A 14,197-nucleotide genomic window follows, 5' to 3' on the forward strand; every position below is an offset into this window, starting at 1 on the left:
TGGCACCACTGATGGATCGGAGCGACCGCTGCTGTCATTGGGGCATGTCCACGACACCAGTCATCGAAGTCGAACGGCTCAACGTCAGGTACGGCGACTTCCACGCCGTGAAGGACCTGTCCTTCGAGGTCCGGCGTGGGGAACTGTACGCGCTGCTCGGCACGAACGGGGCGGGGAAGACCTCGACCCTGGAGACCATCGAGGGGCATCGGACGCCGACCTCCGGCAGCGTGCGCGTCTTCGGGCACCAACCGGGTGACCGCCGGCTGGTACGTCCCCGGATGGGTGTCATGCTCCAGGAGAGTGGTTTCTCCCCGGACCTCACGGTCCGCGAATCGGTCCGGCTGATCGGCACCCTCACCCGGCGGACCGACGACGTCGACCGGGTGCTCGACGTCGTCGATCTCACCAGCAAGGCCGGCCGGAAGGTCTCCCAGCTCTCCGGCGGGGAGAAGCGGCGGCTGGACTTCGCCACCGCCGTCTACGGCACCCCGGAGCTGATCTTTCTGGACGAGCCGACCACCGGCCTGGACGTCCAGTCGCGCGACCACCTGTGGACGACCGTGGACCGGCTCCGGGAGAACGGCGCGACAATCGTGCTCACCACGCACTACCTGGAGGAGGCACAGGAGCGCGCCGACCGGATCGGGCTCATGCACGAGGGCACCTTCCACCGGGAGGGAACCGTCTCCGAACTGACCCGGACCCTGCCGGCGGTCATCCGCTTCTCGCTGCCACCGACGGTCCCGGCGCTGCCGTTGCAGGCGACCAGGGACGGTGACGGCAAGGTCGTGATCGAGACCTTCGGCCTGCAGAAGGACCTGCACATCCTGCTCTCCTGGGCGCAGGACAACGCCGTGGAGCTGCGGGACCTGGAGGCCGGGCCGACCCGCCTCGACAACGTCTTCCGCGCCATAAGTGGCTGACTCGCTTCCCGAGAGGAAACCTTCCCGTGCTCCCCATCGCCTTCAGTGAGCTGATCCAGATCTTCCGGAACCGGCTGGTGCTGGTCACCAGCTTCATCATTCCGGTGGTCGTCTCCGCGTACTTCGTCCGTCAGCACGAAACCTTCGCCGCCCTTGGCAGTCTCGGCTACATCGCGGCGATCGTGCTGTTCACAGTTGCCGCGTTCGGGCTCTATGCCACGACTGTGACCACCCTGGCGTCCCGGCGGCAGAATCTCTTCCTCAAACGGCTGCGCTCCACGGCCATCGGGGACGCTGGCATTCTCGCCGGCCTCCTGCTGCCCGCCACGTTGATCGCCGTGGTGCAGGTGGCTGCGATCCTGACCGCGCTGGCCATGGTCGCCGGCGGGCCGGCCAACATTCCCTTGCTGGTGGTAGCGATCGTCGCGACCGTGGCCATGCTGATCGGCCTGGGACTGGCCACCGCCGGCCTGACGAATTCACCCGAGCACGCCCAGGTCACCACCCTGCCCGTCATGCTCGGTGTGATCGGTGTCGCCAGCTGGGTGGGCATCAGCGGCACCGAGGACCTCGCCCTGCTCAAGCGGCTGCTGCCCGGTGGTTCCGCGACCGAGATGGTGATGAACGCCTGGAACGGTGGCGTCGCGGTGACCGACTCCCTGCTCCTGCTGGCCCCGACGTTGGGCTGGGTGGTCGTCGCCGTCGTGCTGGCCACCCGTCTCTTCAACTGGGAGCCCCGCCGCTGAGGTGCCAAGCCCTGTGGGGCGCCCTGGCGATTCCCCGAACGCCGATCCGACCAGACCGCACACCGCCGAGAAAGACGTACGCCGAAGGAGTGACCTTGACTCCTCCAGCCATCTCAAGAGAGGTCTGACCGATGACCCGGCAACCCGACAATTCCTCAGGCACGCCTGCCGAGACGGCGCCGACTCTGGTCGAGGATCTGCTACTCCTGCTGTTCCAACCAAGGTCGGGCACCATCGCCGGAGAGAACATCCTCTTCTACGTCCTCGCCGGGGCCGTACTCGCAGATCTCGCCCTTGCCGACCGGGTGACGATGGCGGACCGACGCAAGGTGAAGATCGTCGAGGGTCAGGCACCGTCGGATGATCTTCTCCGGTCGGCGTGGGACTACCTCTCCGAGAAACCCCGCGGCGTTCAGACGGTGCTCGCCGCGATCGGCCCGGAGCTGCGCAAGCCGGTGTTGGAACGGCTCGTCGAACGCGGCGACATCACCCGGGAGGATCGGAAGATGCTCGGCCTGTTCCGTACGACTGCGCTGCGCGACGGTGGCACCGGACGCCGCGCGCGTCTGCTGGAGGAGGTCAGGCAGGTCCTCGTGGACGGCGCGGAACCGTCGGCCCGGGTAGCTGCGCTGGCGGCACTGCTGTCGGGCAGCGGGACTCTTCCCCAGTTCTACCGCGACATCCCGTGGACCACACCCGTGATCAAACGAGCGAAGGAACTTGAGCAGGGCAACTGGGGGGCCGGTGCCGCAGCGGAAGCCGTGACCCGGACCATGACCGCGACCGTCGTCAACAGTGTCATCGTCACCACCGTGATCCCCCGCAGCTGACCCGCCCGGGTAACCCAGCCTGCAACTTCGCGGATGTTGTCGTGTCTTGTGGACCGCAGGCAGCAGCATCACCGAAGTTGCGGGCCGGGAGCCGGCGGGGACGGGTCAGGTGTAGAGGTTTGCGGCGTACTGGGGGCCGTAGTGGCGTTCGAGGTCGACGAGGGTGTCCGCCGGGGCCTCGACCTCCTTGATCAGGCGGGCCCGGCTGGGCAGCGGGTCCGCTGGCCAGGTCTCCGGCTGCCAGAGCTGGGACCGGAGAAACGCCTTCGCGCAGTGGTAGAAGATCTGCTCGATCTCGACCACCACGGCGAGCACCGGCCGGTGCCCCTTGACCACCATGGCGTCGAACCAGGGCGCGTCACGGAGCAGCCGCGCCCGGCCGTTGATCCGCAGGGTGTCGGTGCGCCCTGGGATGAGGAAGATCAGGCCGACGTGCGGATTCGCCAGGATGTTGCGGTAGCCGTCGGCGCGCTTGTTGCCGGGACGCTCCGGAATGGCGATGGTCCGCTCGTCCAGCACATGCGCGAAACCCGCCGGGTCGCCCTTGGGTGAGACGTCGCAGGTGCCGTCCGCTCCGGCGGTGGCCACCAGACAGAACGGCGACGCGGCGAGCCACTGCCGGTCACGCTCGTGCAGTTCGGTGCGCTCCTTGGCGACTGCGCGGGGTGCCGGGGTGCCGAGCAGCTCGGTCAATTCGGCTGCGGATGTGATCTCCACCGTCACTGGGTGCCTCCCCATGGAGTTGACCGTGGTGGCGGCACCCGGGCGGGAAACCGCCACGGTCAGTCTAGTCGCGCCCGCCCGTGAGGTTTGTCCCTCGGTGACCGGGGTACCGGCCCACTGAGCGCCCTCGGAGAGCAGTGGAGGCCCGGAGATGGAGAGTCGGCTCAAGATCCTGGGGCATCCCGTCCATCCGATGCTCGTGATGTTTCCGTTCGCCCTGCTGGTCACGGCCGTGCTCTTTGACGTCATCGACACGGTCGGCGGGCCGGACTTCCTCGGCGAGGTGGCGTACTGGAACCTCACCGTCGGCCTGATCGGCGGCCTGCTGGCCGCGGCGGCCGGGACGTTCGACCTGCTGGCCATCCCTTCCGGTACCCGCGCCAAGCGGGTGGCGCTGACCCACGCCGCCGCGAACGTCGCGGTGATCCTGCTCTTCGCCGCCGTCTGGGTGGTACGGCTCAACGCCGACTCGCGCGGCGCGGGCGGGGCACTGATCGCCATCGAGGTGGTGGCGCTCGGCATCCTCGGGGTCGGCGGCTGGCTCGGTGGTGAACTCGTCGACCGGCTCGGGGTCGGGGTCGACCGGGAGGCCAGCCTCGACGCGCCGAGTTCCCTGCGGCCGGTGGCCGCCAGTCAACGGATGGGAGATGCGCGATGACCAGGCCGGGACGCGGCTGGCGGGGCGGTCAGCAGGGCTGGGATCCGATGGGCGAGTTGCAGTCGCTGCGGGCCGAGCTGAGCCGGCTGGTCGGTGGTCGACCGGGTCCGCCCGAGGTGGAGCTGGGCGAGACCAGCGACGGCTGGGAGGTGGTCGTCCGGCTGCCCGGCGTCGCTCCGGAGGAGGTCGCGGTGGAACTGGACGACCGCGAGCTGTGCGTACGGGCGCGTACGGAGGCCGAGGTCAACGCCGACCATGGCATTCCCGGCGGGTTCGAGACCCGGGGCTTCGAGTACCGCGTGCAGTTGCCGTCGCGAGTGGACCCTGAGGCGATCGACGCGGTGATGGACCACGGTCTGCTGCGGGTACGGCTGCCCCGGGCGAACCGGCCCGCGCCACGCACCATCACCGTCGGTCGTACCGGCCCACGTCCGGCCGGCGCGTCCGGCGGTGTGCCGAGCAGCGTCGACCCGGCGGCGGACCGGGAACTGCACCAGCCGGACGTCGCCACCGGCGATTCCGGTCGGTAGCGCGTTCCGTGGCCCGGGCCGTGCTGGAAGAGGCTGCCGACCGGGTGCCCGACGTGGCCCGGATCGCCGTGCTGCGCGCCAACGCGCTCGGTGACTTCATCTTTGTGCTACCCGCGCTGGAGGCGCTGCGGGCCGCGTACCCCCAAGCGGAGATCGTGTTGCTCGGCGCGCCCTGGCACGCGCAGCTGTGGCGGGACCGGCCGGGCCCGGTCGACCGGGTAATCGTGGTGCCGCCCGCGCCGGGGATCCGGACGGCGACCGACGGCGAGCCAGAGTCCAGCATGGTCGACTTCCTGGCCGCCGCCCGCGCGGAACGGTTCGACGTGGCGATGCAACTGCACGGCGGCGGTGCCAACTCCAACCCGCTGGTGGCCGCGCTCGGTGCCCGGGTCACCGCCGGCCTGCGGGCCGAGGACGCGCCGCCGCTGGACCGCTGGCTGCGCTACGTCTACTACCAGCACGAGGTGATCCGCTATCTGGAGGCGGTGGCTCTGGTGGGTGCTCCGACCACCACGATTACGCCGGCGTTGGCGGTCACCGAAGCCGACCGGGCCGAGGCGCGGGCCGTGCTCGGCGAGCCGGAGCGTCCCCGGGTGGCGCTGCATCCCGGGGCCACCGACACCCGCCGGCGCTGGCCCGCCGACCGTTTCGGGGAGGTGGCCCGGACGCTGCACACCGACGGGTACGAGGTGCTGGTCACCGGCACCCCGGCCGAGCAGGAGGTGGTCGACCGGGTGGTCGCCACCGCCGGTGTGCCGGTCCGGCCGCAGGTGGGCACGCTCAGTCTTGGTGGGCTGGCCGGCTGTTACCGCGGCTGTGAGCTGGTGGTCTCCAACGACACCGGTCCGCTGCACCTGGCTGCCGCCGTCGGTACCCCCACCGTCGGCATCTTCTGGGTCGGCAACCTGATCACCACCGCTCCGGTGCTGCGGGGCCGGCATCGGCCGATCACCTCGTGGACGGTGCACTGTCCGGTCTGCGGGGTGGACTGCACCCCCGGCATCTACCCGCACCGTCCGGGCGACGGCGACTGCCCGCACCGCGACTCCTTCGTCGTTGACGTGCCGGTCCCCGAGGTGCTCGAAGCCGCCCGGGAGCTGCTGTTCCGCTGAAGAGATCCGCTGGCTCAGGCGTCCGGGTCGGCGAGGACGACCTCCCACGCCTCCACATCGCGTTCGGTGACCGTGGTCGGCGACTCCAGGTGGTAGGCGCCGCTGGGCAGGACACCGGCGCCGCCGTGCCGGGCCAGCACGGCGAGCTGCGCGGCGACGTCCTCGCCCTGGTGCCGCACCGGCACCCGACGCCAGAAGTCGAAGCCGCCCGCGTCGACCAGCTTCGCCCGGTCGTAGAGCACGCAACCGCCGACCCAGGACACCTGGTACGCCCGCCATTCGTCGTCCGCCAGCGTCAGCGACGCCGTCACGTGCAGCAGGTTCGCCGCCGAATGGATCTGCGCCCGGTCCCACTCGGGCGTGCCCGGGCGGATCCGCTCCGGCACCGGTCGTCCCGGCCACTCCCGGTAGTGCCGGTGCGTGTGCGGCCGGACGTCGTCCAGGTAGGACAGTCCGTGCACCCCGTTGCCGACGAAACCGCAGCCCAGCTCGCCGATCGCGGTCACCAGCCGGCGCAGCGTTCCCGGTTCCAGCCAGACGTCGTCGTCGAGGAAGAGCACGTACCGGGCGGTGGAGGTGGCGAGCAGGAAACTGCGGTGTTCGGCGAGCCCTCGCCGGGGCAGCCGTCGGGTCAGCAGCACCGGATGTCCCCGGTGACGCAGGGCCCGGACCATGGTGGCCGCCGCCGGATGGGCGTACCCGGGGTCGCCGTCGGACTGGTCGCTGACCACCACGCCGAATCCCGGCACCCCCTCCTGGGCGGCGAGCCCGGAGAGGGTGACGGCGAGTTCGGTGGGCCGGTTACGGGTCGGGACGAGCACGTCGACCAGCCGGTCGACGCGGAACTGCGCGGGCGCGCCGGCGTCGAGGGGTCGGTTCACGGCGCCTTGCCGGTCAGTGGCGGCGCGTCCGCACCGGTGGCTCCGGTCGTTCCGGAGGTCTCCACCTCAGGAGCGGGCGCGGTCGGCCCGGCCTCCGCGCCGGTCAGGCCCTCCTGGCCGTACGCGCGGATGCGGTCGATGATCGCCGAGGTGGAGCGGTCCGGCACGTACCCGAGAGTGCGTACCTGACCGCCCAGCCGGTGCACCAGCGGCGCCTCCGGCACCAGCTCGGGCGGGTAGTCGCCGCCCTTGACGTAGACGTCCGGCCGGACGGCTTCGATGAGGGCGGCCGGGGAGTCCTCCTCGAACACCACCACGTGATCGACGCAGGTCAGCGCGGCGAGCAGGGCGGCTCGGTCCTCGATCGGGTTCACCGGCCGGTCCGCACCCTTCAACCGGCGTACGCTGCCGTCGGAGTTGACCGCCACCACCAGCAGGTCGCCCAGGGCGCGGGCCTGTTCCAGGTAGCGCACGTGCCCCCGGTGCAACACGTCGAAGCAGCCGTTCGTGAAGACGATCGAGCGTCCGGCGCGCCGGTGCCCGGCCACGATCTCCGCCAGGTGCCCGGTGTCGACAAGCACCTGCCGGTCGTCGGGTGTCGGCCGGCCCAGCGCGGCCAGCAGGTCTTCGCGGCGGCACACGCAGGTGCCGGTGCCGGCGACGGTGCTCGTCGCGGCGAGCTGGGCCAGTTGGGCGGCGGTGGACAGTGGAGCGTCGGCGGCCAGCGCGAGCGTCATCGCCGCCAGATAAGCGTCGCCGGCACCGACGGTGTGGCTGGCGGGCACGGGTGTGGTGTGGCTGCGGGCGGGTTCGCCGTCGATCCCGCCGACCACCGCGCCCTCGGTGTCCAGGGTCACCGCGACCACGGCCGCGCCGGTGTGGGCGCGCAGCTCGGCGAGGCGGGACTCGGCCAGGACGGCCCGGTCCACGCCGGCACCGATCTCGGCGTTCACTGTCACTCCGGTGCCGGTCACGCTGAGTCCGTCGCGGGTCATCGCCACCCGGCTCTCGCCCGGGGTGGGCTCCCCGGTGGGCCCGTCGGTACGCCGCATCCCGGCCTCACCCGGCGCCGTTCCCACGGTCAGCTCGGACGGGCCGTCGGCCGGATCGACCTCGGGATGCTCCAGGTGCAACTCGTGCCCACCGGTCGTCGCGGTGCCGGCCGGGTCGGCGGGGGCTGGGTTCGTGGTCGGTCCGACCACGCCCGCGCGGGCGAGCAGGCGGGTGGCCTCCGCGAAGCTAGGGGTCACCACGGTCGGGGCGAGGCCCCGCCAGTCGGCGAGGTCGTGCGCGTCGAGCGCGACCGTGGCGTACCGGTCCCGATGCTCGACCAGCCAGGCGCGGACCGGCGCGGGCAGCGCGCCCAGACCGTAGTCGCAGACCACCAGGGTCGGCTTCTCGCCCCCGCTGGCGGCCCGCAGTTCCGCACTCGCGCAGTCCAGGGCGGTGAGCAGGCAGTCCACCCCCAGGTCGCTGAGCGGGTCGTCCGGGTCGCCGGAGTCCTCCCGCAGCAGGATCTGGTCACCGGCCAGCATCCGGCGCTTGACCGGGGTGGGTCGCCCGGGCTGGCTGACCGTGCGGTCCCAGACACCGGCCCGGTCGAGACAGTCGTGCAGCTCGTCGCCGGCCGCATCGGCCCCCACGGGTGCGACCAGCACCGAGCGCCCGCCCAACGTGGCGATGTTGACGGCGGTGTTGGCGGCGCCGCCCGCCGCCGAGATACGGCGGCGCAGGGTGAGGACCGGGGCAGGGGCCTCCCGGCACAACCGGTCGGAGTCGGCGAACCGCCACTCGTCGAGCATGGCGTCACCGATCACCAGGACCGGACGCCCGAGCCAGCTCTGCACGACGTCGGCGAGCCGGAGCTGTTCCGCTGCTGCTCGTGCCATGCCGGCGGTTCCCCTCCGGTCGGCGGGGTCAAACCTGCCGGCCAGGCACCCGCTGGCGGCGACGTGTGCTGGGCCACCGACCCGCCGCGTTTCGTGACGTTGGCGTCGGGAACGGATATGGACGAACCCCCGGAGAGGAGAACGTCATGGCAGCGACGTTGCAGGGCAAGCGGGTCGCCTTCCTGGCCACCGACGGCGTGGAGGAGATCGAGTACGTCCAGCCGCGTCAGGCCGTCGAGCAGGCCGGCGCGACCGCCGAACTGGTGTCGATCAAGCCTGGAAAGATCACCTCCTTCGAGCACCTGGACCCCTCCACCACGTACGAGGTGGATGTGAGCGCGGCCGACGCGGATCCCGCCCGGTACGACGCGCTGGTGCTGCCCGGTGGGGTGGCCAACCCGGACTTCCTGCGTACCGATGCCGACGCCGTCCGGTTCGTGCGGTCGTTCTTCGACGCCGGCAAGCCGGTCGGGGTGATCTGCCACGGTCCGTGGACGCTTGTCGAGGCGGACGTGGTGCGGGGGCGTCGGCTGACCAGCTGGCCCAGCCTGCGTACCGACCTGGTCAATGCCGGCGCGGAGTGGGTCGATGAGGAGGTCGTGACCGACAACGGGCTGGTGAGCAGCCGTAAGCCCGACGACCTGCCGGCCTTCTGCGCCAAGATCGTCGAGGAGTTCGCCGAGGGTCGGCACTGATCCTGCGGCAGCGCTCGTTCGGTGGCCTCGCCCGCTCGGGCGAGGCCACCGCGCTGCCTGTCACTTCAGGATCAGGCGGTTGGTCTGCTCGAAGACGTCCAGGTCGGCCAGGGTCTCCAGGACGCTGGCCGAGAGCGGCTGGGGCATCGCCTCGCGGTGGAAGAAGCCCGCGTCGATCGTCTCGTCGGTGACCCGGGCCAGCCGGCCGTCCCACTCCTCGACCCGGAACGCGGTGGTGAAGATCTGATAGGTGTGGCCGTACATGTTGGTGTGGGTGCGGTCCGGGCCGGTGTAGAGGGCGAAAGCGCTGACCCGGAGGGCCCGCAGCCCGGTCTCCTCGCGTACCTCCCGCACGGCGCAGTCCGCGATCGACTCGCCCAGCTCCATGGCGCCGGCGGGCAGTGCCCACTGGCCGTTGTCGGAGCGGCGGATCAGCAGGATGCGGGCCGAGTTGTCGCGCACCACGGCTCGCGCCCCGACGAACATCAGCGTCCGGTCGCCGGCCAGGGCGCGCAGCTGCCCGACGTACGAATCAGCCCAGGAGATGCTCACCCGGACAATTTACGGGGGTTCCCAACGTGTGACCGGCGACACTAACTTGTTACCCATGCGTAGCACGATGATGGACGCCCCTCTCCAGGTCTCCCGGATCCTCGAACACGGCGCCACCGTGCACGGCGCGGCCGAGGTGGTGACGTGGACCGGCGCCGAGCCACGGCGCAGCACGTACGCCGACGTCGGGCGGGACGCCGCCCGGCTCGCGCACGCCCTGCGGGCGGAGTGCGGGGTGACCGGCGACGAGCGGGTCGCCACCTTCATGTGGAACAACACCGAGCACCTGGTGGCGTACTTCGCCGTGCCCAGCATGGGTGCGGTGCTGCACACGCTGAACATCCGGCTCTTTCCCGACCAGGTCACTTACATCGCCAACCACGCCGAGGACCGGGTGGTGCTTGTCGACTCGACGCTGATCCCGCTGCTGGCGAAGTCCCTCGGTGGCATGACCAGCGTGCGGCACGTGGTGGTGGTCGGTGGCGGCGATCCCGCTCCGCTGGTGGCGGCGGCGGGTGACCGGATCGCCGTACATCACTGGGACGCGCTGCTGGCCGACCGCCCCGAGGTGTACGACTGGCCCGAGGTGGACGAACGCGACGCCGCCGCCCTCTGCTACACCTCCGGCACCACCGGCAACCCCAAGGGGGTGGCCTACTCGCACCGCTCGATCTACCTGCACTCGTTGCAGATCTGCATGCCGGAGGGGTTCGGGCTCGGGCCGACCGACCGGGAACTGGCCATCGTCCCGATGTTCCACGCGATGTCGTGGGGGCTGCCGTTCGCGGCCTTCCTCTCCGGCGCGTCGCTGGTGATGCCGGACCGTTTCCTCCAGGCCGCGCCGATCGCCGAGATGATCGCCGCGGAGCGGCCGACCCTGGCCGGTGCGGTGCCGACCATCTGGACCGACCTGCTGGCCTACCTGGACGGCCACGACGTCGATACCGCCTCGCTCAAGGAGGTGATCGTCGGTGGTTCGGCCTGTCCGCCGTCGCTGATGCACGCGTTCGACGAGCGGCACGGCGTCGATGTGATCCACGCCTGGGGGATGACCGAGATGTCGCCGCTGGGCTCGGTGTCGCGCCCACCGGCCGGGGCGAGCGGCGACGACGCCTGGCGGTACCGGTACACGCAGGGCCGGGTGCCGGCGGGGGTACGGGCCCGCATCGTGGGTCCGGCCGGGGAGCCGCTGCCCGCGGACGGGACCTCCGTCGGTGAGTTGGAGGTCCGTGGGCCGTGGATCACCGCCCGGTACGTCGGGGACGACGCGCCGGACCCGGAGAAGTTCCGCGACGGCTGGCTGCGTACCGGTGACGTGGGCACGCTGTCGGCGGACGGCTACATCACCCTCACCGACCGGGCCAAGGACGTGATCAAGTCCGGCGGCGAGTGGATCTCCTCGGTGGAGCTGGAGAACGCGCTGATGGCCCACCCCGCGGTGCTGGAGGCCTGCGTGGTGGGCGTACCGGACCAGCGGTGGGACGAGCGGCCGTTGGCCACCGTGGTGCTCCGGGAGGGTGCCTCGGCGACCCCGGAGGAGTTGCGCGACTTCCTGGCCGGGTCGGTGGCGCGCTGGCAGTTGCCGGAGCGGTGGGCTTTCATCGAGGCCGTGCCGAAGACAAGCGTCGGCAAGTTCGACAAGAAGGTGGTGCGCTCCCGGTACGCCGACGGCGACCTGAATGTGCGGGAACTGGCCACGCCGTAACGTTTTTCGGAGCATCATCGCCATTGGGAGTAGTGGCCTGCACAGACCTCTCTCCGGTGGGCGGCCCCGGCGTTCGCACCGCGCCGGGGCCGCCCGTTCCTTGCGGGGCGACCCGCAATGCCAGTATTGCGAGACTTGTTCGCCTCTGTCCTGCAGACGGCGAAAACTCCCAGGTCGGACCGCTTATTCGCCGGCGCTGAGCAGCACCTTGCCGACCACCGAGTCCTCCACCGCCTGATGGGCGGCAGCGGTCGCCGACAACGGATAGGAGTGCAACGGCAGGCCCGCGTCCTCGCCGACCCGGATCCCGCCCTGCGCGGCGGACGCCGCGACGTCCACCACCGCCTGCGCCTTGGCCGCCTTCGGCATCGTGTAGACAAGCACGAACTGCCAGCGGGCGTTCGGTGCCATAAGTGGTCGGACCGGCAACGTCACCTCGTCACCGCCGTCGTCGGCGTACACGCAGACCACGCCACCGGGACGCAGCAGCCGTACGTCGGTGGCCGCGTTGCGCGCGGGCGAGACCTCCACGATTGCGTGCACCCCGTCGGGCGCGAGCTTGTGGACCTCCTCCACCACGTCCTGCTCCCGGTAGTTGACCACCGCCGAGGCACCGGCCGCCGCCGCCAGCTGAGCCTTCTCGGCACTGCTCACCGTGGCGATCACGCAGGCGTCGGCCCAGGCCGCCAGCTGGATCGCCGCGTTGCCCACGGCACCGGCCCCGCCCTGCACCAGCACCGTGTGATCGCTGAGCGCACCCGGGCGCAGGCTGTTCGGCAGATACTCTCCGGCGGTCAGGCAGCGGTGCGCCGTCAGGAAGGGAATGCCCAGGCAGGCACCCATTTCGAAGGAGGCGTCGCCCAGGCGTACCGCCTGGCGGACCGGGACCAGGGTGTACTCGGCGGCGGTCCCCCAGGGCCGCTGCCAGGCGGCCTCCCAGACCCACACCCGCTCGCCGATCAGTGCCTGGTCGACCCCCTCGCCGACCGCCTCGACCACCCCGGCGCCGTCCTGGCCGGGCGTCTGCCAGCCGGCCGGCAACGGGCCCTGCCGGCGCGACTTCCAGTCCGTCGGATTCACCCCGGACGCCGCGACCCGCACCAGCACCTCGCCCGGACCGGGATCCGGCACCGGCCGATCGACCAGCTGGAGCACGGAGGGATCACCGGTGCGCTCGTACACCATCGCCTTCATGTCACCGACCGTAGGCGGGCCGGGGACCGCCCGGTGGCGGTTCAGCCCAGCCGGTCGACGACCTCCGGAGTCAACTCGTCGATCGACTCCAGCACCGTCACGGCCAGCCGTCGAGCGTCCGGATCCAGTGGGTACGCCCCGTGCGGCACCGCCACCACCGTCATGCCGGCGGCAGCCGCCGAACGGACCCCGTTCGAGGAATCCTCCACCGCCACACAGCGCGTCGGGTCGAGGCCGAGCCGCCGGGCCACGCTCAGGTAGACGTCCGGCGCCGGCTTGCCGCGCTCGGTCTCCTCGGTGGACAGGGTGCTGCGGAACGCGTCGGTCAGGTCGGTGGCGGCCAGCGCCGCGGCGATCAGCCGGGTCGGCGAGGAACTGGCCAGCCCCAGGGGCCACCGTGCGGCCATCCGGCGGACCACGTCGACCGCGCCGTCGATCACCGGCACCCGGGCCGCGTACCGGCGGGCCATCTCCTCGACCACCTCGGCGGCGACCTGGTCGGCGCTGCGTCGCACCCCCAACTCGTCGCTGAGGTACCGGGCCCACTCACCGGTGCTCATCCCCATCAGCCGGCGCTGGGTGTCGTCCTGCCAGCTGCCGCCGTGCTCGGCGACGTACGCCCGCCGAACCTCCTCCCACACCGGCTCGGAATCGACGATCACGCCGTCCAGGTCGAAAACCACCCCATCCACCATCACACCCCCATCCTCCCCCACCCACTACCCCCACCACCCCACCCCACCCCACCCCCACCCAGCACCGCGTCGATCAAGAAGTTTGCGTCGGGGATTCCGCAGCAGCCAGACGCAAACCTCTTGGTCAACTCGACAGGGGTGGGAGGCCGATGGGGCTGTCCGGCGGGATGACCGTGTGGGCGGCGCGGGCGATGGGGTCTAGCAGTTCGCGTAGGCGGTGCGCGCGGTCGGGGTCGAGGGTGAGCCAGGGGCGGGCGGCGGCGAGATCGGTGGCGTCCTCGATCGCCTGGAAGGCCGCCCGCCCGCGCTCGGTCGGCTTGCCGTCGGAGTCCAGCCAGCCACGGCCGGTGAGCCGCTCGCGCGCCTGCGACCAGTCCTGCTCCGACCAGCCCCGGCCGAGCAGATTGGCCGGCGGCATGTCGACCGCGACCCGCCAGGCCAGCGTCTCCACCGGGTCGAGATCGGCGGCGACCAGCGCCGCCACGTGCCCGTCGCCGCGATGCTCGCGCAGTGTGGTGGCGGCCTGCCAGAGCCGAGCCAGCGGGTACTCGCCACGGGGCAGGGCGGCATTCGCCGCGCCGAGCACCCGGCCGGCCGTCCCGAGCCCGTCGGTGGCGGCCTCAAGCAGGTCGGCGGCCTCCACCAGGTGCCGCTCGGGCAACTCGTAGGTCAACTCGGCGAGCGCCTGCACCGCCCCGGTCAGCCGGGCACGCAGCGCCTGGTCCGGCGAGGCCAGCTGCCACACCGCCGGCAGCGCCCGGCTCACCATGTGCGGCGCGAAGTTGTAGAAAGCGGCGATCACCGGCGCGGGACCGGTCGGCCCGAGCGGGGCGGCCCGACCGGCGAAGTAACCCCGCCAGTAGCCGCGGAGCCCGGCCGCGCCGTAGGCGGCGCGGGCGCGTGGGTGGAAATAGGTGACGGCGTGTACCGGCTCGTAATACGTCCACATCAACCGGGCGGTCCGCCCGTCGGCGTCCACTGCCGTCACGTGCACCTCCGTGTCGCTTCGACAAGCGTCCCGGGCGAACTGCCCGGGACGCTGCCGAACCTACTGCCGGTCG

General features: G+C 71.6%; 15 protein-coding genes. 8 read left to right on the forward strand and 7 right to left on the reverse strand.

Annotated features, from left to right (window positions below; translation table 11 throughout):
* The first annotated feature begins 44 nt into the window (after positions 1 to 44).
* The 3 genes from ACN26Z_RS04255 to ACN26Z_RS04265 all read left to right on the forward strand — a co-directional run bounded on the left by ACN26Z_RS04255 (position 45) and on the right by ACN26Z_RS04265 (position 2,502).
* Entirely contained in the window at positions 45 to 926 is an 882-nt protein-coding gene (locus tag ACN26Z_RS04255; RefSeq protein WP_093404087.1) for an ABC transporter ATP-binding protein, read from the forward strand.
* Between the two features lie 26 nt (positions 927 to 952).
* Positions 953 to 1,672: an ABC transporter permease gene (locus ACN26Z_RS04260; protein ID WP_093404089.1), complete on the forward strand. Its 720-nt coding sequence runs from the start codon at positions 953 to 955 to the stop codon at positions 1,670 to 1,672.
* Positions 1,673 to 1,803: 131 nt separating this feature from the next.
* Positions 1,804 to 2,502 (forward strand): GOLPH3/VPS74 family protein, encoded by a 699-nt coding sequence (locus tag ACN26Z_RS04265; RefSeq protein WP_421459930.1) that lies wholly within the window; start codon positions 1,804 to 1,806, stop codon positions 2,500 to 2,502.
* Positions 2,503 to 2,607: 105 nt separating this feature from the next.
* Here ACN26Z_RS04265 and ACN26Z_RS04270 read toward each other — a convergent pair whose 3' ends face one another.
* The gene (locus tag ACN26Z_RS04270) at positions 2,608 to 3,225 is read right to left on the reverse strand and encodes a pyridoxamine 5'-phosphate oxidase family protein (protein ID WP_282240621.1); all 618 of its coding nucleotides are present in this window, start codon (positions 3,223 to 3,225) and stop codon (positions 2,608 to 2,610) included.
* 151 nt (positions 3,226 to 3,376) lie between these two features.
* On the opposite strand from ACN26Z_RS04270, the gene ACN26Z_RS04275 reads away from it, so the two are divergent.
* The 3 genes from ACN26Z_RS04275 to ACN26Z_RS04285 are packed head-to-tail and all read left to right on the forward strand — an operon-like array spanning position 3,377 to position 5,525.
* Positions 3,377 to 3,883: a DUF2231 domain-containing protein gene (locus ACN26Z_RS04275; protein ID WP_093404092.1), complete on the forward strand. Its 507-nt coding sequence runs from the start codon at positions 3,377 to 3,379 to the stop codon at positions 3,881 to 3,883.
* Positions 3,880 to 4,413, forward strand: a complete 534-nt coding sequence (locus tag ACN26Z_RS04280; protein WP_093404093.1) for an Hsp20/alpha crystallin family protein — start codon at positions 3,880 to 3,882, stop codon at positions 4,411 to 4,413. The genes ACN26Z_RS04275 and ACN26Z_RS04280 overlap by 4 nt, the downstream gene beginning before the upstream one ends.
* A gap of 20 nt (positions 4,414 to 4,433) precedes the next feature.
* The gene (locus ACN26Z_RS04285) at positions 4,434 to 5,525 is read left to right on the forward strand and encodes a glycosyltransferase family 9 protein (protein ID WP_421459932.1); all 1,092 of its coding nucleotides are present in this window, start codon (positions 4,434 to 4,436) and stop codon (positions 5,523 to 5,525) included.
* Between the two features lie 14 nt (positions 5,526 to 5,539).
* Here the strand turns inward: ACN26Z_RS04285 and ACN26Z_RS04290 are convergent, their stop codons facing one another.
* Positions 5,540 to 6,406 carry a glycosyltransferase family 2 protein gene (locus ACN26Z_RS04290; RefSeq protein WP_093404096.1) on the reverse strand — a complete coding sequence of 289 codons (867 nt, stop codon included), beginning with the start codon at positions 6,404 to 6,406 and terminating at the stop codon, positions 5,540 to 5,542.
* A complete protein-coding gene (rfaE2, locus tag ACN26Z_RS04295) occupies positions 6,403 to 8,295 on the reverse strand; it encodes a D-glycero-beta-D-manno-heptose 1-phosphate adenylyltransferase (protein WP_282240227.1) in 1,893 nt (630 codons plus the stop codon). The genes ACN26Z_RS04290 and rfaE2 overlap by 4 nt, the downstream gene beginning before the upstream one ends.
* 146 nt (positions 8,296 to 8,441) lie before the next feature.
* Here rfaE2 and ACN26Z_RS04300 point away from each other — a divergent pair, with 146 nt between their 5' ends.
* Complete coding sequence (locus ACN26Z_RS04300; protein ID WP_093404098.1) at positions 8,442 to 8,990, forward strand: type 1 glutamine amidotransferase domain-containing protein; 549 nt, start codon at positions 8,442 to 8,444, stop codon at positions 8,988 to 8,990.
* A 60-nt stretch (positions 8,991 to 9,050) separates the two neighbouring features.
* Here the strand turns inward: ACN26Z_RS04300 and ACN26Z_RS04305 are convergent, their stop codons facing one another.
* Positions 9,051 to 9,542 carry an NUDIX domain-containing protein gene (locus tag ACN26Z_RS04305; RefSeq protein ID WP_093404100.1) on the reverse strand — a complete coding sequence of 164 codons (492 nt, stop codon included), beginning with the start codon at positions 9,540 to 9,542 and terminating at the stop codon, positions 9,051 to 9,053.
* Between the two features lie 55 nt (positions 9,543 to 9,597).
* Here ACN26Z_RS04305 and ACN26Z_RS04310 point away from each other — a divergent pair, with 55 nt between their 5' ends.
* Positions 9,598 to 11,247: a long-chain fatty acid--CoA ligase gene (locus ACN26Z_RS04310; RefSeq protein WP_282240226.1), complete on the forward strand. Its 1,650-nt coding sequence runs from the start codon at positions 9,598 to 9,600 to the stop codon at positions 11,245 to 11,247.
* Positions 11,248 to 11,430: 183 nt separating this feature from the next.
* Here ACN26Z_RS04310 and ACN26Z_RS04315 read toward each other — a convergent pair whose 3' ends face one another.
* The 3 genes from ACN26Z_RS04315 to ACN26Z_RS04325 form a co-directional block, all read right to left on the reverse strand.
* A complete protein-coding gene (locus tag ACN26Z_RS04315; protein WP_421459935.1) occupies positions 11,431 to 12,441 on the reverse strand; it encodes an NADPH:quinone reductase in 1,011 nt (336 codons plus the stop codon).
* A 41-nt stretch (positions 12,442 to 12,482) separates the two neighbouring features.
* Positions 12,483 to 13,136, reverse strand: coding sequence for an HAD family hydrolase (locus ACN26Z_RS04320; protein ID WP_093404104.1), 654 nt, complete (start codon positions 13,134 to 13,136; stop codon positions 12,483 to 12,485).
* Between the two features lie 124 nt (positions 13,137 to 13,260).
* Complete coding sequence (locus ACN26Z_RS04325; RefSeq protein ID WP_421464523.1) at positions 13,261 to 14,085, reverse strand: SCO6745 family protein; 825 nt, start codon at positions 14,083 to 14,085, stop codon at positions 13,261 to 13,263.
* Between the last annotated feature and the right edge of the window lie 112 nt (positions 14,086 to 14,197).

Origin of the sequence: Verrucosispora sp. WMMD703 (assembly GCF_049178935.1) — a bacterium.
Classification (GTDB): domain Bacteria; phylum Actinomycetota; class Actinomycetes; order Mycobacteriales; family Micromonosporaceae; genus Micromonospora; species Micromonospora sediminimaris.

Coding starts and splice junctions, on each gene's coding strand:
- ACN26Z_RS04300 (WP_093404098.1), top strand. CDS start 8,442: ATGGCAGCGACGTTGCAGGGCAAGCGGGTCGCCTTCCTGGCCACCGAC.
- ACN26Z_RS04255 (WP_093404087.1), top strand. CDS start 45: ATGTCCACGACACCAGTCATCGAAGTCGAACGGCTCAACGTCAGGTAC.
- rfaE2 (WP_282240227.1), bottom strand. CDS start 8,295: ATGGCACGAGCAGCAGCGGAACAGCTCCGGCTCGCCGACGTCGTGCAG.
- ACN26Z_RS04315 (WP_421459935.1), bottom strand. CDS start 12,441: ATGAAGGCGATGGTGTACGAGCGCACCGGTGATCCCTCCGTGCTCCAG.
- ACN26Z_RS04310 (WP_282240226.1), top strand. CDS start 9,598: ATGCGTAGCACGATGATGGACGCCCCTCTCCAGGTCTCCCGGATCCTC.
- ACN26Z_RS04320 (WP_093404104.1), bottom strand. CDS start 13,136: ATGGTGGATGGGGTGGTTTTCGACCTGGACGGCGTGATCGTCGATTCC.
- ACN26Z_RS04265 (WP_421459930.1), top strand. CDS start 1,804: ATGACCCGGCAACCCGACAATTCCTCAGGCACGCCTGCCGAGACGGCG.
- ACN26Z_RS04325 (WP_421464523.1), bottom strand. CDS start 14,085: ATGTGGACGTATTACGAGCCGGTACACGCCGTCACCTATTTCCACCCA.
- ACN26Z_RS04275 (WP_093404092.1), top strand. CDS start 3,377: ATGGAGAGTCGGCTCAAGATCCTGGGGCATCCCGTCCATCCGATGCTC.
- ACN26Z_RS04280 (WP_093404093.1), top strand. CDS start 3,880: ATGACCAGGCCGGGACGCGGCTGGCGGGGCGGTCAGCAGGGCTGGGAT.